Consider the following 18,703-nt stretch of genomic DNA (forward strand, 5'->3'; position numbering starts at 1 on the left):
ACATCAGGTCGTGGCGGACCTCAACACCGCCCGCAGCCTGGCGGACACCCTGCAGGCCGTCGCGGACGGCATCGTCGCGGGCCTCAACTATGGGCCGCCGCACAGGGAGGGGAAGGGCCGTGTCAGCGCACCCCGAGCAGGTGCTCCAGGGCGAGCTGGTCCAGCCGCTCGAAGGCCATCGAGCGCTCCGCCGCCGCGTTCGCGTCGAAGGTCTCGTACGCGGTCGGGTCGGCGAGCAGGCCCGCGAGCCCGTCGGCGGCCGTCGGGACGGCCAGCTCGTCCAGACGGGAGGCGGCCAGGGCGGCGACGACCTCGGGATCCGCGCGGAAGGCGGCGGCACGCTCCTTGAGGATCAGGTAGTTGCGCATGCAGTTCTTCGCGGACTCCCACACCCCGTCGAAGCCGTCGGTGCGCACCGGCTTGAAGTCGAAGTGGCGCGGGCCCTCGTAGCCGGCCGTCTCCAGGAGGTCGACCAGCCAGAACGCCTGCCGCAGATCGCCCGCGCCGAACCGGAAGTCCTGGTCGTACTTGATGCCGGACTGGCCGTTCAGGTCGATGTGGAAGAGCTTGCCCGCCCACAGCGCCTGCGCGATGCCGTGCGGGAAGTTGAGCCCGGCCATCTGCTCGTGACCCGTCTCCGGATTGACGCCCACCAGTTCGGGCCGCTCCAGGCGCTCGATGAAGGCCAGCGCGTGCCCGATGGTCGGCAGCAGGATGTCGCCGCGCGGCTCGTTGGGCTTGGGCTCGATCGCGAAGCGGAGCTGGTAGCCCTGCTCGGTGACGTACTGGCCGAGCAGGTCGAACGCCTCCTTCATGCGGTCGAGCGCGACCCGGACGTCCTTGGCCGCGCCCGACTCGGCGCCCTCCCGGCCGCCCCAGGCGACGTAGACCGAGGCGCCGAGCTCGACGGCCAGGTCGATGTTCCGGAGGGTCTTGCGCAGCGCGAAACGGCGCACGTCGCGGTCGTTCGCGGTGAAGGCGCCGTCCTTGAAGACCGGGTGCGTGAAGAGGTTGGTCGTGGCCATCGGCACCTTCAGGCCCGTCCGGTCGAGCGCCGCCCGGAAGCGCTTGACGGCCGTCTCCCGCTCGGTTTCCCCCGCCCCGAACGGAATGAGGTCGTCGTCGTGGAAGGTGACGCCGTACGCGCCCAGGGCGGCGAGCCGTTCCACCGACTCGACCGGGTCGAGGGCCGGCCGGGTGGCGTCCCCGAAGGGATCACGCCCCTGCCAGCCGACCGTCCACAGGCCGAAGGTGAAGCGGTCGTCGGGGGAGGGGAGGAGGTTCTGCGGCATGTCCGGCTCCTTCGCGAGGCTGGCCGTCAGATTTGTTTTCTGAGATAACTAATACAGCCGGGGAGCCGTCGGGCGCCAGAGCCCGCACCCGGGGAACGAGAGGTGGCCCATGCCCGAGCGCCCGGTGGTCATCGGCGTCGACAGCTCCACCCAGTCCACCAAGGCCGCCGTCGTCGACGCCGAGAGCGGCACCCTGCTCGCCCTCGGCCGCGCGCCGCACACCGTCACCGGCGAGAACGGCGCACGCGAGACCGACCCCGAGATCTGGTGGCACGCCCTCGCCCAGGCCGTCGCCGACGGCCTGCAACAGGCCGCCGTCCCGCCCGCCGCCGTCACCGGCATCGCGATCGCCGGACAGCAGCACGGCCTGGTCGCCCTCGGCGCCGACGGCCGCCCGCTGCGCCCCGCCCTGCTGTGGAACGACACCCGCTCCGCCCCCCAGGCCACCGCCCTCACCGCCGCCCTCGGCGGCCCCGACGCCTGGCTCGCCCGCACCGGATCCGTCCCCGTCGCCTCCATGACCGCCGCGAAATGGCAGTGGCTGCGCGAGCACGAACCCGCCACCGCCGACCGCACCACCGCCGTCCGCCTTCCGCACGACTTCCTCACCGAGCGGCTCACCGGCACCGCCGTCACCGACCCCGGAGACGCCTCCGGCACCTGCTGGTACGACACCGCACGCGCCGGCTACGACCCCGAGCTGCTCGCCCTCCTCGGCCTCGACCCCGCCCTCCTCCCCGAGGTCGCGCCCACCGCCGCCACCCGCGCCGGCGGCCTCACCCGCGGCGCCGCCGAGACCCTCGGCCTCCCGCCGGGCATCGCCGTCGCCGCCGGAACCGGCGACAACATGGCGGCCGCCGTCGGCCTCGGCCTCGGCGGCGCGACGACCGGCGCCGGCCTCCTCGACCACCCCGTCGTCAGCCTCGGCACCTCCGGCACCGTCTTCGCCGCCACCCGGACCAGGCCCGCCAGCCCCGGTCTCTCCGGCTTCGCGGCCGCCGACGGGGGCTACCTCCCTTTGGGCTGCACCCTCAACTGCACCCTCGCCGTCGACCGGATCGCCGCCCTCCTCGACCTCGACCGCGAGGACGCCGCACCCGGCGACGGGCTCGTCCTCCTGCCGTACCTCGACGGCGAACGCACCCCCGACCTGCCCCACGCCACCGGCCTGCTCACCGGCCTGCGCCACTCCACCACCCCCCACGCGCTGCTCGGCGCCGCCTACGAGGGCGCCGTCTTCACCGTGCTGCGCGCCCTCGACGAACTCCTCGCCGCCTGCGGACTCGACCCCGCCGACCCCGCCGTACGCGACCGGCCGCTGCGGCTGATCGGCGGCGGCGCCCGCGGCCGGGCCTGGACCGAGACCGTCCGCCGCCTCTCCGGCCGCCCTCTCGTCGTCCCCGCCGCCACCGAACTCGTCGCCCTCGGCGCCGCCGCCCTCGCCGCCGCCGCATCCACCGACACCGACCCGGTCGCGCTCACCCACGCCTGGGGCACCGGCGAGGGCGAGACCCTGCCACCGGTGGCCCGGGACGAGGAGACCTGGAACCGCATCGAGGGGGTCCTGGACCGGGCGGCGCGGACGCTGCTGAGCTGAGCGAGGGGGGTGGGGGCGCGGGGGTGCGTACGGCGGCGTACCGGCGGCGCACGGAGGCGCACGGAGGCGAAGGCGTCGGTGCGCCGGCGGTCTGGCCGGGAGGCTGCCGGTCCGGGACGGCGGTGTATCGCCGGCGCACCGGCGGTCTGCCCGGGACGTCACCGCGCGGCCTGGGACCCGCCGGTGCGCCCGGGCCCGCGGGAGCCGGGTGCGCTGCCGGCTGCGCGGTGGGGACCTGGTGATCTCCCGCAGTGAACGGGGCCTCGCCGGTCTGCCCGGGGCCTTGCCGGTCCGTCGGGCACTTCGCCGGGCTGCCCGCCCGGGCCGCTGCCGGGCCGGGACGTCACCGCCTGGCCGCGGGTACGGCGGCGCTCCGAGCCGAAGGCGTCGGCGCACCGGCGGTCTCCCCGGGACGCCGTCGGTCTGGGACTTCCGGTCTGCCCGGCACGTCGCGGCCCGGGACTCGCCCGTGCGCCCGGGCGGCAGGAGCGGGGCGCGCCGCCGACTGCGGGGTGGGGACCTGGCGACGTCCGGCAGCGATCGGGACCTCGCCGGTCTGCCCCGGACCTCGCCGGTTCGCCCGGCCCCGGCGGTCGCCCGGGCGCGCCGACGGGCCGCGCGGTGGGACCTGGTGACGTCCCGCAGCGATCGGGACCTCGCCGGTCGGCCGGGGCCTTGCTGGTCCGTCGGGCACCTCGCCGCTCTGCCCGGGACCTCACCGGCCCGCCGGGCACCTTGCCGGTCCGCCCAGGCCGCCGCCGGGGCCTGGGGCGCACCGCCGAGCCGCGCGGCGGCGCACCCCGTCACGTCCCACGGCGCCCGCCCAGACGGGGCCCCCGCGGGGGCGGGAATCAGTACGCCGGCACTCGGGCGAAACGCTCCGTCACGTGCAGGTCGGACTCGATTCCGGCGATCGCGGCCGTCAGCTCCGGCAGGACCTCCGTGACGCATTCCTCGCGGGACCGGCGGCTGGTGTGCAGGGCCACGTTCACGGCCGCGACGACCCGGCCGGTCCGGTCGTGCACCGGCATGGCGATCGAGCGCAGTCCCACCTCCAGCTCCTCGTCGACCAGGGCATGGCCATCCCGTCCCACCCGCCGCAGGATCGCGTCGAGTTCGGTGCGCCCGGTCACCGTGTACGGGGTGAGGGCACGCAGGTCCGAACCGGCGAGGCGGGCGGCGCGCTCGGCCTCCGGCAGGCCCGCGAGCAGCACCCGGCCCATGGAGGTGGCGTACGCGGGGAAGCGGGTGCCGAGGGTGATGTCCACGTTCATGATGCGGCTGGTCTCCACCCGGCCCGTGTACTGGACCTCGTCGCCGACGAGCACGGCGAGCGACGTGGACTCGCGCACCCGCTCGGCCAGGGCCGCCAGATGAGGCTGGGCGATCCGGGTGAGCGTGGTCCGCGACAGGGGCGCGAAGCCCAGCGAGAGCACGCCGGGAGTGAGCCGGAACGTCCGGCCCTCGCTCGTCACACAACCGAGGTGCTCCCAGGTGATCAAGGCCCGCCGCGCGGTGGCCCTGGCGAGGCCGGTGGCCTGCGCGACCGCCGTCAGCGACAGCGCGGCACGGCCCTCGCCGAACGCGGTCGGCACCGTGAGCCCGCGCGCCAGCGACTCCACGAACCCCCGCCCGAGCTCCTGCTTCGACGAGCCGGTCCAGGAGGCGAGCCCGCTCGGGGCGGCGGCCGGCGTCGCCGCGGGCGCCTCCCGCGCCTCCCGCAGCTCCCGCTCCATGGCGTCGGCCGCCGTCCGGAGCCGGGGGAGGAGCGCCTCGCGCAGGGAGGCGGCGTCGTGCCGGCTGGTGTGGCTCACGGTGCTGAGCACGCACGCGATCCGGCCGTCGGTGCCGCGTACGGGCACGGCGAGCGCCACCAGCCCCGGCTCGACGAGCTGGTCGTCCACGGCCCAGCCGTCCCGTCCCGCCGCGGCAGCCCGCTCCTCGAAGCCCTCGGCCGCCCCCTGCCGTACCGGCACGTCGGCCCGCCGCTCGCGCCACCGCTCCCACGCCGACGCGTTCCACTCGGAGGCGAACAGAGCCCCGGGGGCGGTGCGTTCGGCGGGCAGCAGGTCGCCGATGCGGAAACTCACCGACATCGCCCGCCGCCGGGTCGACTGGTGGACCAGGCGGACGCCGTCCCCGTCGGCGACCGCGAGCGACACCGACTCGTCCAGCGCGTCGGCGAGCGCGTCGGCCCGCCCGCCGAGGAGATCGGGCAGCCGCACGGAGGCCAGATAGGCGTTGCCCAGGTCGAGCAGCCGGGGAGCGAGGACCACGTCCCGGCCCTCGATCCGTACGTAGCCCATGCGGGCCAGCGTGCCGGTGATCCGGTCGACCGTGGACCGGGCGAGCCGGGTGGCGCGTTCGAGCTCACCCACGGGCATCCGCCCGCCCGCTTCGGTGAGCCGGCGCAGCACACCGACCCCGCGCAGCAGCGGCGTCACCGCCTCGGGCGGTGCGTCGGCCGGCCCGTCGGCCGTCGTGTCGTGCGTCGCCGGCATCGGCCCTCCGAAGTCGAGGCGAAGAGCTCTTCACTATACGAACATCGGGGCGGAGGCCGGGGCAGTCGGCCACGCCGACGGACGACCGGACCGGGCGGAAGGCCCACGGCGCGGACCCGCCGTTCGACGGCCGGGAGCCCAGCGGTGGGCGAGGAGTCCCGCCGCCGGCAGCAGCGTGTCGTCAGCAGCCTGTCGTCGTGGCCGGACAGCGCCTCCACGAGGCCGGCGTGCCCGTCGTCGCCTGCGGCAAGCCGCTCTGGCCAGACCGCCAGGGTCGGTGGCGTCGCCGCCGACGACCGCACCGGCGCCCGTGACATCGTGCGCGGCGCCGCATCGCCACCGTCACCGGACCGCTCGACACCCCCGCGGCGTGGAGCGCCTCGCCGGCTACCGCGAGACTCTCGCCGACTGCGGGCTGCCCTACGACCCCCACACGGGCGGGGTGGACGCCGCCCGTGCGGCTGCCGGGCGGCTAGGAACGGCGGCGCGGCTTGCCGGAGCGCCCGCTCTTGGGGGCCGCGCCCCCGCCGCCGGTCCTGCGGCGGCCACCGGAGCCCTGGGGCTTCTGGCCCTGGCCCTGGCCCTGCTTCGGCTTGTCGGCGCGGCCGGACCGGGCGCCCTTGGCGTTCTTCGCCGCCTTCGCGGTCCTGTCCGTCTTCGCCGCCTGCTCGTCGGAGCGGCGGCCCCGCGAGCTGTTCACCGTGCGCCCCCGCACGATCCCGATGAAGTCCTCCACCAGATCGGTGGTGGCGTCCTCCGGCCACGACAGGGCCACCTGCGACTGCGGCGTCCCCGTCAGGGGCCGGTACGTGAGGTCCTTGCGGTGGTGGAGCCGGGCCAGGGACTGCGGCACGACCAGCAGGCCGATCCCGGCCGCCACCAGCTCGATCGCGTCCGCCGTCGTCGCCGGCCGCTCGAAGGCGGGGCGCCCCGGGGGCGTCTCCCAGTCCAGGGTGTCGTCGAGCGGATGCAGCACGATGTCGTCGGCGATGTCCTCGACGGTCACCTCGTCCGCCGCCGCGACCAGGTGGTCCTTGGGGACCACGACGACGGTCGTCTCCGTGTACAGGGGGATGGCGCTGAGCTCCGTACGGTCCACCGGAAGCCGGAGGAAGCCGGCGTCGGCGCCGCGCTCGCGCAGCAGCCCCGCCGCCTCGCCCGGCGCCACCTGCACGAGCTCCAGCGGCACGTCGGGCCGGCGCTCCTGCCAGATCCGCACCCACTTCGCGGGCGTCACCCCCGGCACGTACGCCAGCCGGAAGGGGGCCACCGGGGCGGCGGAGGGCGCCGGGGAGGCCGAGGGAGCGGGGGAGGAGGGTGCGTCCGAGCCTGTCACCAGGCCAGATTACCGGCCGTGGTCGGCGGGGGCGCACCTGACCGATATTCTTGTCGGTATGACGCAGCAGCAGACCGCCCAGACGATGAAGCCCGCCACCGCGGCCAAGAAGCTGGGCGTGTACCTCGATGCCACCCCCGCCGAGTTCCGCGAGGGTGTCGTCTCCCGCTCCGAGCTCACCGCCCTCCAGACCGATCCGCCGGAGTGGCTGCGCGAGCTGCGCCGCAACGGCCCGCACCCCCGACCCGTCGTGGCGGCCAAGCTGGGCATCTCCATCTCCGGACTCGCCCGCGGCGGCGTGACGGAGGCCCTGACCACCGAGCAGATCGAGGCCCTCAAGGCCGAGAACCCGGAGTGGCTCCAGAAGGAGCGCGCCACCCAGGCCGAGGTCCGCAAGGAGGCCGTCCGCATCAAGGAGAAGCGCGCCGAGCAGGCCGCGAAGGCCGCCGACCGCGACTGAGCCCCGCCCCGAGTATTTCGGGTGCGGCGGCCGCGTCCCCGGTGGTGGAATCGCCGGATGCGACGCGAGACACCGACGACGACGGTCGACCGGGGGCGGTTCGCCGACGCGGTGACCCCCTGGGAGGACCCCGCCTGGCGCGAGGCCGCCCTCGGCTGGGCGGAGCGGCAGCTCGCCCGCCACGGACTGAGGGAGACCGGCGCCCGTGAGGTGCGGGTGCGCCCCTGGTCGATCCTCATCCGCTTCCGGACCGGAGCGGACGGACGCGATGCCGCCTGGTTCAAGGCCAGTGCGCCGGCCAGTGGCTTCGAGGCGGCCCTCGGGGACGCGCTCGCGCGATGGGTCCCCGAGCACGTCCTGACACCCCTGGCGGTCGACCCCGACCGCGGCTGGTGCCTCCTGCCCGACGGCGGGCCGCTGTTCCGGGAGGTCCTCGACAGCGGCGGCGCCGGGCCGGAGGACTGGCTGGACGCGGTCGGCCAGTACGCGCGCATGCAGCGCGCCCTGACCCCGTACACGGACCGGATGACGGCCCTGGGCGTCCCCAGCGCCCGCACCGGACACCTGCCGGAGCTCTTCGACGACCTCGTCGAGAGCAACCCCACCCTCGACCCCGCCGCCCGCCGCTCCCTGCGGGACCGCCGCCCCCGCCTGCTCGACTGGTGCGCGGAGCTCGACGCCGTCGGCGTCCCCGACTCGCTCGACCACTGCGACCTCCACGACGCGCAGCTCCTCGCCTCCGGCACCGGCCGCTACACGTTCTTCGACTGGGGCGACGCCGCCGTGGCCCACCCCTTCGCCAGCCTCCTCGTGCCCGCCCGCGCCGTCCGCGAACGCCACGGGCCCGAGGCCATGACCCGGCTCCGCGACGCCTACCTCGAACCCTGGACCGACCTGGGCCCACCCCTCCCGGAACTCCGCCGCGCCGCCACCCTCGCCGTCCGCCTGGCCGCCGTCGGCCGCGCGGTCTCCTGGTTCCGCCTCTTCCCCGGCACCCCGGCCGCGGACTGCCACGAGGCGAGCGCCTACTGGATCGAGGAACTCTTCACCGAGCCGGACCTCCTCTGAGGCCCCTCGCACCGATCACGCCGACCGGCGTCGGGCGACGAGGTGCAGCAGTCGAGCGGTGTGCTTGTACGGGGTCCGATCGGCGGTGGCGATCTCGAGCCGCTCCAGGTGGGCGTAGTACGCGGGGTCGTGCTTGAGCGCGTCGTCGGGGATGTAGTCGCAGAACACCCGGATCCCGTAGTGGTGCACCTCCTCGCAACCGAGCGCCCGGAGCGTGTCGCCGAGCTCCTCGGCGGTGTGCAGACGCAGCTCGGCGTCGAAGAGGTCGGTGTGCACGGTCGTCGCGTCGAGCGCCGCGTACACGGTCTCGGGGTCCATCGTGCGGACGGCCGCGCGCAACGGCTCCGAGTGGCGGTTCATGGTGATCACGGACAGGATCCCGCCGTCGCGGAGCGCCGAGAGCGCCGTGCGGAGCGTGCCCGTCGTGTCCGGGGTGTAGGGCAGCACACCGTGGCAGAGCACGACGTCGAAGCTCCCGTCGGCCACCTCCCCGGGCAGCGCCGCGACATCCGCCTCGACACACGTGACGCGGTCGGCCACGCCCGCCGCGGCGGCACGCCGGGAGGCCGTCGCCAGCATCTCCGGCGCGTAGTCGACGACGGTCACCCGGTGGCCGCGTGCCGCGATCCGGACCGCGTCGCCGCCGTCGCCGCCGCCGAGGTCGAGGACGCGCAGCGGACCGGCGGCCGTGCCGGCGAGGTGGCGCGCCAGATTGGCCTCCGCCACGGCGTACCGCAGCCGCCCCCACGGGGCCTCCTGCCATTCCCGCCACGTGTCGAGCGCGGTGTCGAAGTGCGCGGGTCCCGTGGGCTGTTCGGCGGTGGGTGACGTCTCGGTCATGCGCCGACCCTAGCCGCCTCGCCTTCCTCGCTTCCGTCGCCGCCCCGACCTCGTTCCGCTCCGCGCGGAACCACGACCGTCGCGAGCAGCGGAAGCGCCCCCAGAACCAGCCACGGCACCGCGCCGCCGACGTCGAGCAGCGCCCCGATCGGTGCGCCGGCCGCGAGGACGAGGAGACCGGAGAGGGAGGAGAGGGCTCCGGTGAAGAGGCCGAGGCGGCGCTCGTCCACGAGGTCCGGCAGCAGGGCCCGCGTCGCGGGCAGCACCAGCATCTGACCGAGCGTGAGCAGCACCGTGAAGGCCACCGCCGCCGCCGGGCCGGGCAGCTCCCGCAGCACCGCCGTCGCGCCGAACGCCCCGGCGATCAGCAGCAGTCCCGCCCGCACCATGCCCGTCCGGCTCAGCCGCGCCGCGGCCAGCCGCTCCAGCGGCGCCGAACCGCACACCACCAGCACCGACGACAGCGCGAACAGCCAGCCGAGCGCCGCCTGCGATCCCGTCGCCCGGTCCAGCTCCGCCGGCAGCGCCAGATAGAGCTGGTTGTAGGCCAGCAGATAGGTCGCGTACGCGAGCGCGAGCAGCAGGAAGCGCCGGTTGCCGAGCACCAGCCGCCCCGCCGCCACCGCGCCCCCGCCGGCCGCCGCACCGGTCCCGCCCGCCCCGCCGCCCCCGGGCATCAGCCACGCGTGCGCGGCCAGCACCAGCACGAAGACGGCCGCCCCGACGAGGCAGGCGGTGCGGAACGCCCCGTCGCCACCCGCGTACAGCAGCAGCGTGCCGATCACCGGGCCGAGCAGGGCACCGGCCTGACCGCCGGCGGAGAAGCGTGCCAGCGTACGGGTGCGGCGGGGGCCGCCGGACCGCTCGACCCGCAGCGCCTCACGGGCGATCTCGGACTCGACGGCCGGGGAGAACAGCGCCGCGGCGAAACCGACGAGCACCACGGCCCCGACCACCGTCCCCGCGGTCGCCGCCCCTGCCAGCCAGCAGAACCCGGCGACACGCAGCGCGCACCCCACCAGGACCACGGGCCGCGGCCCGTACCGGTCCGTGAGCGCCCCGCCGACGACGAACAGGCCCTGCTGGCTGAAGGTGCGCAGCCCGAGCACCAGCCCCACCATGGCCCCGCCGAGCCCGAGCGTCCCGCCGAGGTGATCGGCCAGATAGGGGACGACGGCGAAGAAGCCCACGTTGAAGGCGAACTGGCTCGCTATCAGAAGACGCGCGAGCGGCGTCATGGCACCAGCCTTCCGTCCCGCATGCGCAGCACCCGGTCGCAGACGTGCCGGACCGCCGCATGGTCGTGGGAGATGAACAGGAAGCCCAGACCCAAGGTGTCCTGGAGTTCCATCAGCAGATTGAGGATCCCCGCCCGCAGGGAGGGATCGAGCGCGGAGGTCGGTTCGTCGAGCACCAGCAGCTCCGGCCGCAGCGCCAGCGCGCGGGCGATCACGACCCGCTGGCACTGGCCGCCCGACAGCTCGTGCGGAAACCGCCGCCCGTGCGCCGGATCCAGGCCCACCAGTCCGAGCAGCTCGTCGGCCCGGTCCCGCCCCTCCGCGGCGGACCGGCGCCCGTGCACCCGCAGCGGCTCAGCGATCTGGTCCCGCACCCGGCGGCGCGGACTGAGCGAACCGTAAGGATCCTGGAACACCGGCTGGAAGCGGGGCCGCAGGGGCCGCAGCTCGCGTTCCCGCAGGGCGGTCAGCTCGACCCCGGCGAACCGCACCGACCCGGCGTGCGGCCGCAGCAGCCGCAGCACCGCCCCGGCCGTCGTCGACTTGCCGCAGCCCGAGGGGCCGACGAGACCGACCGACTCTCCGGCGGCGACCTCGAAGGACACCCCGTCGACGACCGGCCGCGCCCCGTACCGTACGACCAGGTCGCGCACCTCCAGGAGAGCGTGCCCCTGGCCCTTCCCCGCGCCGTTCACGCCGCCTCCCCGAACGGGTGGTGGCAGGCGACGGTGCGGCCGTCGACCTCCCGCGGCGCCGGCTCCGTACGCCGGCAGAGGGCGCCCGCGTACGGACAGCGGGACGCGAAGGAACAGCCCGTTCCCGCCGCCCCCGGCGCCGGCGGGGCGCCGGCGAGCACGGGCAGCCGCGAGCGGCGGGGCAGCCCGGCGGACGGCAGCGAGGCGAGCAGCCCGCGCGTGTACGGCGCCACGGGACGCCCCAACACGAGCTCCGCGGCCCCGACTTCGACGATGCGCCCCGCGTACGCGACGGCGACCCGGTCGGCGTGCCGCCGTACCGCCTCCAGATCGTGGCTCACCAGCAGCAGCGCCGCCCCGACCGCCGCGCACCGCTCCCGCAGCAGCGCGAGCACCTGCTCCTGCCGCTCGGGGTCGAGCGCCGTCGTCGGTTCGTCGGCCACCACCACCTCCGGACCGTTGACCAGGGCCATCGCGATCACCGCACGCTGCCGCATCCCGCCCGACAGCGCGTGCGGAAAGGCGGCGGCCGCGTCCGGGCCGAGACCGACCCCGGCGAGGGCCCGACGGGCGACGGCCAGCGCCTCGCCCCGCCGCACCCGTGCCACCGCCCGTACGGCGAAGCCGAGTTGGTCCTCGACGCGGTGCACGGGGGAGAGCGCCGACAGCGCGTCCTGCGGGATCCAGGCCAGGCGCCGGCCGAGATCGGCCGGGGCGACGGGCCCGCCCCGCAGCAGCACCCTCCCGTGGACCTCGGCCCCGCGCGGGAGCATCCCCAGCAGCGCCCGCGCCGTCATGGACTTGCCGGCGCCGGACTCGCCCACCAGGGCGAGCACCTCACCGGCCCGCAGCTCGAAGGAGACGCCGCGCACGGCCTCGCCGTCGGCGAAACCGATCCGCAGACCGTCCACCCGGAGCAGGGGCGCGGCGCGGTCGGAGCGGTCAGGGGAGCCGGAGCGGTCAGGGGGCGGGTGGAGCGGCAACGGGCCGGTCCTTCCTCGGTGCGACGACGGAACGGAGACGGATGCGGAGACGGATGTGGAGACGGAGGCTTGGGCGACGAACGCCAGGGCGCACCCGGAGGCGAAGGCGAGGGCGCGGACCCGAACGGGGACGGGGACGGGGACGGGCGCGGGTCCCGGAGCGGCCCGGGGCCGCGCCGTACGACGACAGGGAGACCGCGAGCGCGGCGAGCAGCGCCAGCGCCACCGCCGGGGCGAGCGCGGCGACCGGAGCCCGCTCGACGTAGTCGGCCGACTCGTCGAGCAGCAGCCCCCATTCGGGCGACGGCGGCCGGGCCCCGAGGCCCAGGAAACCGAGCGACGCCAGGGCGAGCGTGACACCGGGCAGCCGCAGCACCGCGTGCCGGGCGACCGGCCCGGCCACCGACGGCAGGACGTGCCGGGTCCAGATCCACAGCGGTCCGGCGCCGATCGCCCGCTGCGCCACCAGGAACCGCGAGGCCCGCGTCTCCTGCACCAGTGCCGCCGCGTGCGCGGCGAGCGGCGGCCAGGACACGAGCGTCACGGCGAGGGCCGCCGCCCCGCTTCCGGGACCGGTCACGGCCGCGACGAGCAGGCCGGTGAGCACCGGCGGCAGGGCGTTGGCGATGTCCGCGAGCCCGCCGGCGACGCCGGGGACGAAGCCGAGCGCGAGCGCGATCAGCCAGCTCAGGAACGTCACGGCGACGGCCGTGCCGACCGTGGCCGCGGCCCCGTGACCGAGGCGGGCGAGCACGTCCCGGCCGAGCGCGTCCGCACCGAGCGGATGCGCCGCCGAGGGCGAGGCGAGCCGGGCCGCCAGATCGACGGCGTACGGATCGCGCAGCAGCCCCCAGCCGATCACGCCGGCCAGGACCGCCGCCAGGACCAGCGGTACGGCGGGCGGGACGCGGTGCGCGCGGGGCGGCGGCAGCGCGAGCCCGGCCTCGCGCAGGGCGGGCCCGAGGAGCCGGCGCCGGACCAGCGCCGCGGCACCACCGGCGAGCAGACCGAGCGCGAGCAGGGCCAGCACGCACCCCTGGAGCAGCGGCAGGTCCTGTGACGTGGCCGCGCCCAGCGCCGTACGGCCGATCCCCGGCACGGCGAACACCGTCTCGACGGCGACGGCGCCACCGGTCAGACCGACGGCCACCATCCCGAACTGCCCGGTGAGCGCGGGCAGCGCCCGGCGCAGCGCGGCGGCGGTGATCCGTCCCCGCCCGGTTCCGGCGCCGCGCCACAGCTCCACCCAGCGCTCGTCGAGGACGGCGGGGAGGGCGTCGGCGACCAGCCGGCCGAGCAGCGCGCCCGCCGGAATCCCGAGGGCCAGCGCGGGCAGCACCAGATGGGCCGGGCCCGCCCAGCCGGAGGTCGGCAGCCAGCCCAGCCACACGCCGACGGTGAGCAGGAGGACGAGGGAGAGCAGGAACTCGGGCATCGCCGTGAGCACCGCGGCCCCTGTCCCGCCCGTGGCCCGGCCCCGCGGGAGGACCGGGGCGGCGAGCAGCGTCCCGACGACCACCGCGACCGCGAGGGCCGCGCCCATCAGGGTCAGGGACACGCCGAGTCCGGCCGTCACCGACGGCAGGACCTCGGCGCCCGACACCCACGAGACTCCCAGGTCGCCGTGGAGCAGTCGGCCGAACCAGGCACCGAGCAGGCCGGCCGGGCCCGCGTCCAGGCCGAGGTCGGCGCGGATGGCGGCGAGCGCCTCGGGCGTGGGGGCCTGCTCGGCGGACCGCGCGCGCAGCAGGGCGAGCGCCGGGTCCTTGCCGGACAGCCAGGGCAGCAGTCCGACCGTGGCCACGGCGGCGGCCAGCGCGAGCGACCGGGTGACCCCGGCCCGTACGCCCGCGGCGCGAATCCCCACCGACCGTGGCCGGGTGGCGGCCGATGCCGTCCCCGGGGCCACCGCCGAGGCAGTCGCCGGGCCCGGAGCCGGAGCCGCCGCCGGAGCCGGAGTCGGAGTCGCCGTGGTGCCGTCGGCCGGGCCGCGAAAGGCGTGCGGCGTCACCGTACGTGGGTGTCGACGGTGACCAGTTCGCGCTCGCGGGGATCGTGCGCGGCACCGACGACGCGGGCGGCGTCGCCCTGGATCACCCGCTCGTGCAGCAGCGGCACGGCCGCGTCGGTGGACAGCACGGCGGCCTCGGCGGCGATGACGGCCCGCCTGCGGGCGTCGCCCACGGCCGTCGCCGAGGCGGCGGCGAGCGCGGAGTCGACGGCGGGGTCCGCGAGTTGGGAGATGTTGAAGGAGCCGTCGCCCGCGAAGTCGCTGTACAGGTAGGCGGCGGGGTCGCCGGAGTCGAGCACGGTGGCCCGGGAGAGGACGAAGGCGTCGAACTTGCCCGCCAGGGCGTCGGCTTCGATGTGCGCGTACTCGCGCACGTCCAGCTTCACCGTGAACCCGGCCTTGCTCAAATGCTGTTGGAGCAACTGGGCGACCTCCGGGAGTTCGGCGCGGTCGGTGAAGGTGCCGATGGTGATCGTCGCGCCCTTGGGATCGGCCGGGGCCGCGCGCCGTACCGGTGCGCGGAGCTTCGCCGCCCAGGGCAGCGCCGGTCCGAGCAGTCCGCCGGCGAGGTCGGCCCGGCCCTCGTAGACGCCGGAGACGAGCGTGCGGGCGTCGACGGCCTCGCGGGCGGCGGCCCGCAGCGCCGGGTCGCGGAAGGGCCCGCGTTCGGTGTTCAGGTAGAGGGTGTTGGTCCGGGGCATGGGGACCTCGGTGATCAGCTTCCTGTCGAGGAGGCCGGCCTGCGAGACGGGGACCGCCTCGACGATGTCGGCCTCGCCGCTGCGCAGTGCGGCGGCCCGGGCGGTGCCGTCGGGCACGTAGCGCACGTCGATGCCCGCGGCCTTGGCGCGGCCGCCCCAGTAGCGGTCGTAACGGTCGAGGGTCGCCGTCGCGGTGCCGTCGGCGCGGACGAGGACGAACGGCCCGGTCCCGGCGCCGACCGGGTCGACGGTCCTGCCCTTGTACGCCTTGGCGGCCAGGATCGACAACTGCGGCGAGCTGAGCCGCTGCGGTACGAGCGGGTCGTCCTGGGCGGTGGTCACGGTGACCGTACGGGGGCCGGTCGCCCGGACGGTGAGCTCGACCCCGTCGAGGATGCGGGGCTTGGGGGATGCCGTGGCGGCGGCGGTGAGGGAGCGGACGACGTCGGCGGGGGTGAGCGGGCTGCCGTCGTGGAAGGTGACGCCGCCGCGCAGGGTGAAGGTCCAGGTCCGCCCCTGCTGCCGCCAGTCGGTGGCGAGGGCGGGGACGGCGTTGCCGTCGCGGTCGAGACGGACGAGGGTCTCGGCGGTGGACCAGCGGGACAGCTTGAAGGCGTCGTCCGAGAGGGGCGAGAGCCCGGACCGGGGCGGCTGCATCATCGCGACCCGTATGCGCTCGCCGTCCGCGCCCTCGCCCCCTTCTCCGGTCGGCGAGCCGCTGCCGGCGAAGCAGCCGCCGAGCAGGGCCGAAGCGGTGGTGACGGCGACGGCGGCGAGCAGGCCGCGACGGACGAAGGGGATGTTTCCGGGCAGGCGAGACACGAGGGGTCCTCAAAGGAGCGGGGTGCGGTGATGCCCTGACCTTAGCAGAATGAAAATCATTCTCTTTAAGGACCTCGGCTGTCGCCTCCCTCCCGAGGGGCGCCGGCGAGCCCGGCCGGTACGGACTCCCGCAGGGCCCGGGTCAGCGCCGCGATCGCCGGATGCGGACCGGCGCCCCGGCGGAAGGCGATCCGCGTACGGCGACGGACCGGCAGCGCCGTCAGGCACACACCCGGCGGCGGGTCCGTCGCTCCGAGCTGCGGCACGACGGCCACACCCTGCCCCGCGCCGACGAAGGCCAGCACCGTCGCGAACGCGTCCACCTGGTGACGTACGCGCGGCACGAACCCGGCGGCCCGGCAGACCTGCTCGGTCACCGCCCGGCACACCGTGTCCGGAGCCGCCATGATCCAGGGCTCGTCCCGCCGGTGGGCGAGCAGCGCCAGTCCGCCGAGTCCCGCCGGGGCGGGGGAGGGCGAGGCCAGGTACATCTCCTCCTCGCACAACGCCTCGGCCGCGAGCCCCGGTTCGAGCGGCGCCGGCACCAGGTCGTAGTCGTGGACCAGCGCCACGTCCAGGTCCCCCGCCCGCAGGGCGTGCGCCACCCCGGCGGGATCGGTCTCGGAGACCATCGGCTCCAGCGCCGGATGCCGGGCCGCGAGCAGCGCCAGCGCCCCCGGCAGGATCGCCCGGGTCGCGGTGGGGAAGGCGCCGATCCGCAGCGGCCCCGCCGGGCCGTGCCGCGCCTCGGCCAGCTCGGCGGCCGCCCGCTCCAGACGTTCGAGCACCGCCTCCGCGTGCCGCACCAGGTTCTCCCCGGCCGGGGTCAACCGCACCCCGCGCCCGGACCGTTCGAGCAGCGCCACCCCGGCCTCCCGCTCCAGGGTGCCCAGTTGCTGGGAGACCGCCGACGGGGTGAAGGACAGGGCCTCGGCGACGGCGGCGATGGTGCCGCGCAGGGCCAGTTCGCGCAGCAGGCGCAGACGTCGTACATCGAGCATCAGCTCAGCTTACGGTTCCCGTCACAAACCCGAACTGGACCTGAGGGTCGGCGGACCGCCACCCTCGACGGCATGGCACAGCACTTCACCCCGTACGGGATCCACGTCCCCCTCGTCACCCCCTTCGCGCGCGACGGCCACCCCGATCTCGACGCCCTGGAGGGACTCGCGCACTCCCTGCTCGACGACGGCGCCGCCGGGCTCGTCGCGCTCGGCACCACCGGTGAGGCGGGCGCGCTCGACCCCGACGAACGGCGCGCCGTCGTCGACACCTGCGCCCGGGTCTGCCGGGCCCGCGCGGCGCAGCTCGTCGTCGGCGCCGGCGGCGGCTCCACCGCGGCGGCCGCCCGCGAACTCGCCGGGCTCGGCCGGTGGGCGGAGGTCCGGGCGGCCCTGGTGACGGTGCCCGCCTTCGTACGGCCCTCCCAGGAAGGGGTGGTCGCCCACTTCGCCCGGCTCGCCGCCGACAGCCCCGTACCGCTGGTCGTCTACCACATCCCGTACCGCACGGCCCGCTCGCTCGACGCCGCCACCCTGCGCGCCCTCGGCGAACTGCCCGGTGTCGCCGGCGTCAAGCACGCCGTCGGCGGCGTCGACCAGGACACCGTCGCCCTGCTCGGCGACCTGCCCGCCGGCTTCGCCGTCCTGGCGGGCGACGACGCCTTCGTCTCGCCCCTGCTCGCCCTCGGCGCGACCGGCGGCATCCTCGCCTCGGCCCACCTGGCCACCGACCGCTTCGCCGCACTCGTCGACGCCTGGCACGCGGGCGACACGGCCCGCGCCCGCGCCCTCGGCCACCGTCTCGCCCGCCTCTCCGCCCTCCTGTTCGCCGAGCCCAACCCGGCCGTGGTCAAGGGCGTCCTGCACGCCCGGGGCCGCATCCCCACCCCGGACGTACGGCTGCCGCTGCTGCCGGCGTCCGAGGCGGCGGTGGCGGCGGCGCTGAAGGAGCTGGGCGAACTGGAGTCGGCGGCCGACTGATCGCCGGCGGAGGGAGGCCCGGGGAACGGGACCGGGTGGCCGCCCGCGCGCACACTCAGGCCCGTGTACGAGGCGGTGTCGACGATCGTCCCACCGCCGGCCGCCTCGATCCTCGGCGGAGCAGCGGACTCCGGCGACGGGCCCCGACGGAACCGGCACCGGCCGGCCGCCGGCCGGGGGAAACCGGTTGATGCCCCGGCACGCCGTGCGTAACGTACGGCCCATGTCGAGCTCGAGCCCCGAGTCGGAGAGAGCGGAGCCGCCGGTCACCCGGCGGCGGACCGCGCGCTGAGCCGGAACCGGAAAGGTCGCCCGGCCGCCCTCCGCTGCGCGTGACCGGACGTGCCCAGGGGTTCGTGGGACGGCGACGCAGGACGTCGTCCGGCCGCGGACCTCCCCGTCCGCCTCTCTCGACACCGGAGCCGACTCCCTTGCCCGTCTTCCTCTACGTCCTGGGCCTCGCCGTCTTCGCCCAGGGCACCTCCGAGTTCATGCTGTCCGGGCTCGTCCCGGGCCTCGCCCACGACCTGAGGGTCTCCGCCGCCGCGGCCGGCGGTCTGACCTCCGCGTACGCGATCGGGATGATCGTCGGCGCGCCCCTGACGGCCGCACTGAGCGCACGATGGCCGCGCCGCCCCGCCCTCGCCGGTTTCCTGGCCGCCTTCGTCCTCGTCCACGTCGTCGGCGCCCTGACGACGGACTTCGCCGTGCTGTTCGCGACCCGCGTCGTGGCCGCGGTCGTCAACGCGGGCTTCCTCGCCGTGGCCCTGTCCGTCGCCGCCTCCCTCGTCGAGCCGGCCCGCCGGGGGCGGGCGACCGCCGTCCTGATGGCGGGCGTCACCCTCGCCTGCGTCGCGGGGGTACCGGCGGGTGCGCTGCTGGGCGAGACCTACGGCTGGCGCGCGGCGTTCTGGGCCGCCGCCGCCCTCTGCCTGCCCGCGCTCGCCCTCGTCCTCCGGTCCGCTGCCACGCGGCCGGACCCCGGTGCCGCCGCCGACCCCGGCCCCGGCCCCGGCCCCGGCACCGACCCTGGTATCGGCACCGACCCCGGCCCGGGTGCCGCCGCCGACGCTGGCCCCGGCGCCGGCGCCGGCGCCGACCCCCGGCCCCCGCCCCGCCCCCACCCCACCTCCGAGCACACCGCAGAACTCCACTCACACACCACATAAACACTTTT

Annotated in this window: 14 protein-coding genes and 1 pseudogene; 5 read left to right on the forward strand and 10 right to left on the reverse strand. The window is 76.2% G+C overall.

What is annotated here, in order from left to right; all coding sequences use genetic code 11:
• Positions 1–122: 122 nt before the first annotated feature.
• Positions 123–1,292 (reverse strand): xylose isomerase, encoded by a 1,170-nt coding sequence (gene xylA / locus ABZ135_RS37140; RefSeq protein WP_356702536.1) that lies wholly within the window; start codon positions 1,290–1,292, stop codon positions 123–125.
• Between the two features lie 109 nt (positions 1,293–1,401).
• Here xylA and xylB point away from each other — a divergent pair, with 109 nt between their 5' ends.
• On the forward strand, positions 1,402–2,889 hold the full coding sequence (xylB, locus tag ABZ135_RS37145; RefSeq protein WP_356702538.1) for a xylulokinase: 1,488 nt from the start codon (positions 1,402–1,404) through the stop codon (positions 2,887–2,889).
• An 851-nt stretch (positions 2,890–3,740) separates the two neighbouring features.
• On the opposite strand, the gene ABZ135_RS37150 is transcribed toward xylB, so the two are convergent.
• Together ABZ135_RS37150 and ABZ135_RS37155 are read right to left on the reverse strand one after the other, a co-directional pair.
• Complete coding sequence (locus tag ABZ135_RS37150; RefSeq protein WP_356702540.1) at positions 3,741–5,390, reverse strand: IclR family transcriptional regulator C-terminal domain-containing protein; 1,650 nt, start codon at positions 5,388–5,390, stop codon at positions 3,741–3,743.
• A gap of 472 nt (positions 5,391–5,862) precedes the next feature.
• Positions 5,863–6,660 carry a LysR family substrate-binding domain-containing protein gene (locus ABZ135_RS37155; RefSeq protein ID WP_356702559.1) on the reverse strand — a complete coding sequence of 266 codons (798 nt, stop codon included), beginning with the start codon at positions 6,658–6,660 and terminating at the stop codon, positions 5,863–5,865.
• 124 nt (positions 6,661–6,784) lie between these two features.
• Here ABZ135_RS37155 and ABZ135_RS37160 point away from each other — a divergent pair, with 124 nt between their 5' ends.
• Positions 6,785–7,186 carry a DUF5997 family protein gene (locus tag ABZ135_RS37160; RefSeq protein ID WP_356702542.1) on the forward strand — a complete coding sequence of 134 codons (402 nt, stop codon included), beginning with the start codon at positions 6,785–6,787 and terminating at the stop codon, positions 7,184–7,186.
• A gap of 57 nt (positions 7,187–7,243) precedes the next feature.
• Positions 7,244–8,254: an aminoglycoside phosphotransferase family protein gene (locus ABZ135_RS37165; RefSeq protein ID WP_356702544.1), complete on the forward strand. Its 1,011-nt coding sequence runs from the start codon at positions 7,244–7,246 to the stop codon at positions 8,252–8,254.
• 15 nt (positions 8,255–8,269) lie between these two features.
• Here the strand turns inward: ABZ135_RS37165 and ABZ135_RS37170 are convergent, their stop codons facing one another.
• The 7 genes from ABZ135_RS37170 to ABZ135_RS37200 form a co-directional block, all read right to left on the reverse strand.
• Positions 8,270–9,094, reverse strand: a complete 825-nt coding sequence (locus ABZ135_RS37170) for a methyltransferase domain-containing protein (RefSeq protein ID WP_356702546.1) — start codon at positions 9,092–9,094, stop codon at positions 8,270–8,272.
• Positions 9,091–10,332, reverse strand: coding sequence for an MFS transporter (locus tag ABZ135_RS37175; protein WP_356702548.1), 1,242 nt, complete (start codon positions 10,330–10,332; stop codon positions 9,091–9,093). Before ABZ135_RS37175 ends, ABZ135_RS37170 begins: the two co-directional genes overlap by 4 nt.
• Entirely contained in the window at positions 10,329–11,027 is a 699-nt protein-coding gene (locus tag ABZ135_RS37180) for a dipeptide/oligopeptide/nickel ABC transporter ATP-binding protein (RefSeq protein WP_356702550.1), read from the reverse strand. The genes ABZ135_RS37175 and ABZ135_RS37180 overlap by 4 nt, the downstream gene beginning before the upstream one ends.
• The gene (locus ABZ135_RS37185) at positions 11,024–12,010 is read right to left on the reverse strand and encodes an ABC transporter ATP-binding protein (RefSeq protein ID WP_356702552.1); all 987 of its coding nucleotides are present in this window, start codon (positions 12,008–12,010) and stop codon (positions 11,024–11,026) included. The genes ABZ135_RS37180 and ABZ135_RS37185 overlap by 4 nt, the downstream gene beginning before the upstream one ends.
• Positions 11,988–13,877, reverse strand: a complete 1,890-nt coding sequence (locus ABZ135_RS37190; RefSeq protein ID WP_356702554.1) for an ABC transporter permease subunit — start codon at positions 13,875–13,877, stop codon at positions 11,988–11,990. Before ABZ135_RS37190 ends, ABZ135_RS37185 begins: the two co-directional genes overlap by 23 nt.
• 140 nt (positions 13,878–14,017) lie before the next feature.
• Entirely contained in the window at positions 14,018–15,544 is a 1,527-nt protein-coding gene (locus ABZ135_RS37195; RefSeq protein WP_356702556.1) for an ABC transporter substrate-binding protein, read from the reverse strand.
• Positions 15,545–15,609: 65 nt separating this feature from the next.
• Entirely contained in the window at positions 15,610–16,545 is a 936-nt protein-coding gene (locus tag ABZ135_RS37200; RefSeq protein WP_356702557.1) for a LysR family transcriptional regulator, read from the reverse strand.
• Between the two features lie 72 nt (positions 16,546–16,617).
• Between ABZ135_RS37200 and ABZ135_RS37205 the strand changes: the two genes are divergently transcribed.
• The gene (locus ABZ135_RS37205) at positions 16,618–17,526 is read left to right on the forward strand and encodes a dihydrodipicolinate synthase family protein (protein ID WP_356702558.1); all 909 of its coding nucleotides are present in this window, start codon (positions 16,618–16,620) and stop codon (positions 17,524–17,526) included.
• Between the two features lie 431 nt (positions 17,527–17,957).
• A pseudogene (locus ABZ135_RS37210) lies at positions 17,958–18,488 on the forward strand (MFS transporter); the annotation flags it as partial.
• Positions 18,489–18,703: the final 215 nt, after the last annotated feature.

This window comes from Streptomyces sp. NPDC006339 (assembly GCF_040612775.1).
GTDB lineage: Bacteria > Actinomycetota > Actinomycetes > Streptomycetales > Streptomycetaceae > Streptomyces.

Excerpts from the sequence above, each read along its gene's own strand:
- xylA (WP_356702536.1), bottom strand. The coding sequence starts at position 1,292 with ATGCCGCAGAACCTCCTCCCCTCCCCCGACGACCGCTTCACCTTCGGC.
- xylB (WP_356702538.1), top strand. The coding sequence starts at position 1,402 with ATGCCCGAGCGCCCGGTGGTCATCGGCGTCGACAGCTCCACCCAGTCC.
- ABZ135_RS37150 (WP_356702540.1), bottom strand. The coding sequence starts at position 5,390 with ATGCCGGCGACGCACGACACGACGGCCGACGGGCCGGCCGACGCACCG.
- ABZ135_RS37160 (WP_356702542.1), top strand. The coding sequence starts at position 6,785 with ATGACGCAGCAGCAGACCGCCCAGACGATGAAGCCCGCCACCGCGGCC.
- ABZ135_RS37165 (WP_356702544.1), top strand. The coding sequence starts at position 7,244 with ATGCGACGCGAGACACCGACGACGACGGTCGACCGGGGGCGGTTCGCC.
- ABZ135_RS37170 (WP_356702546.1), bottom strand. The coding sequence starts at position 9,094 with ATGACCGAGACGTCACCCACCGCCGAACAGCCCACGGGACCCGCGCAC.
- ABZ135_RS37175 (WP_356702548.1), bottom strand. The coding sequence starts at position 10,332 with ATGACGCCGCTCGCGCGTCTTCTGATAGCGAGCCAGTTCGCCTTCAAC.
- ABZ135_RS37200 (WP_356702557.1), bottom strand. The coding sequence starts at position 16,545 with ATGCTCGATGTACGACGTCTGCGCCTGCTGCGCGAACTGGCCCTGCGC.
- ABZ135_RS37205 (WP_356702558.1), top strand. The coding sequence starts at position 16,618 with ATGGCACAGCACTTCACCCCGTACGGGATCCACGTCCCCCTCGTCACC.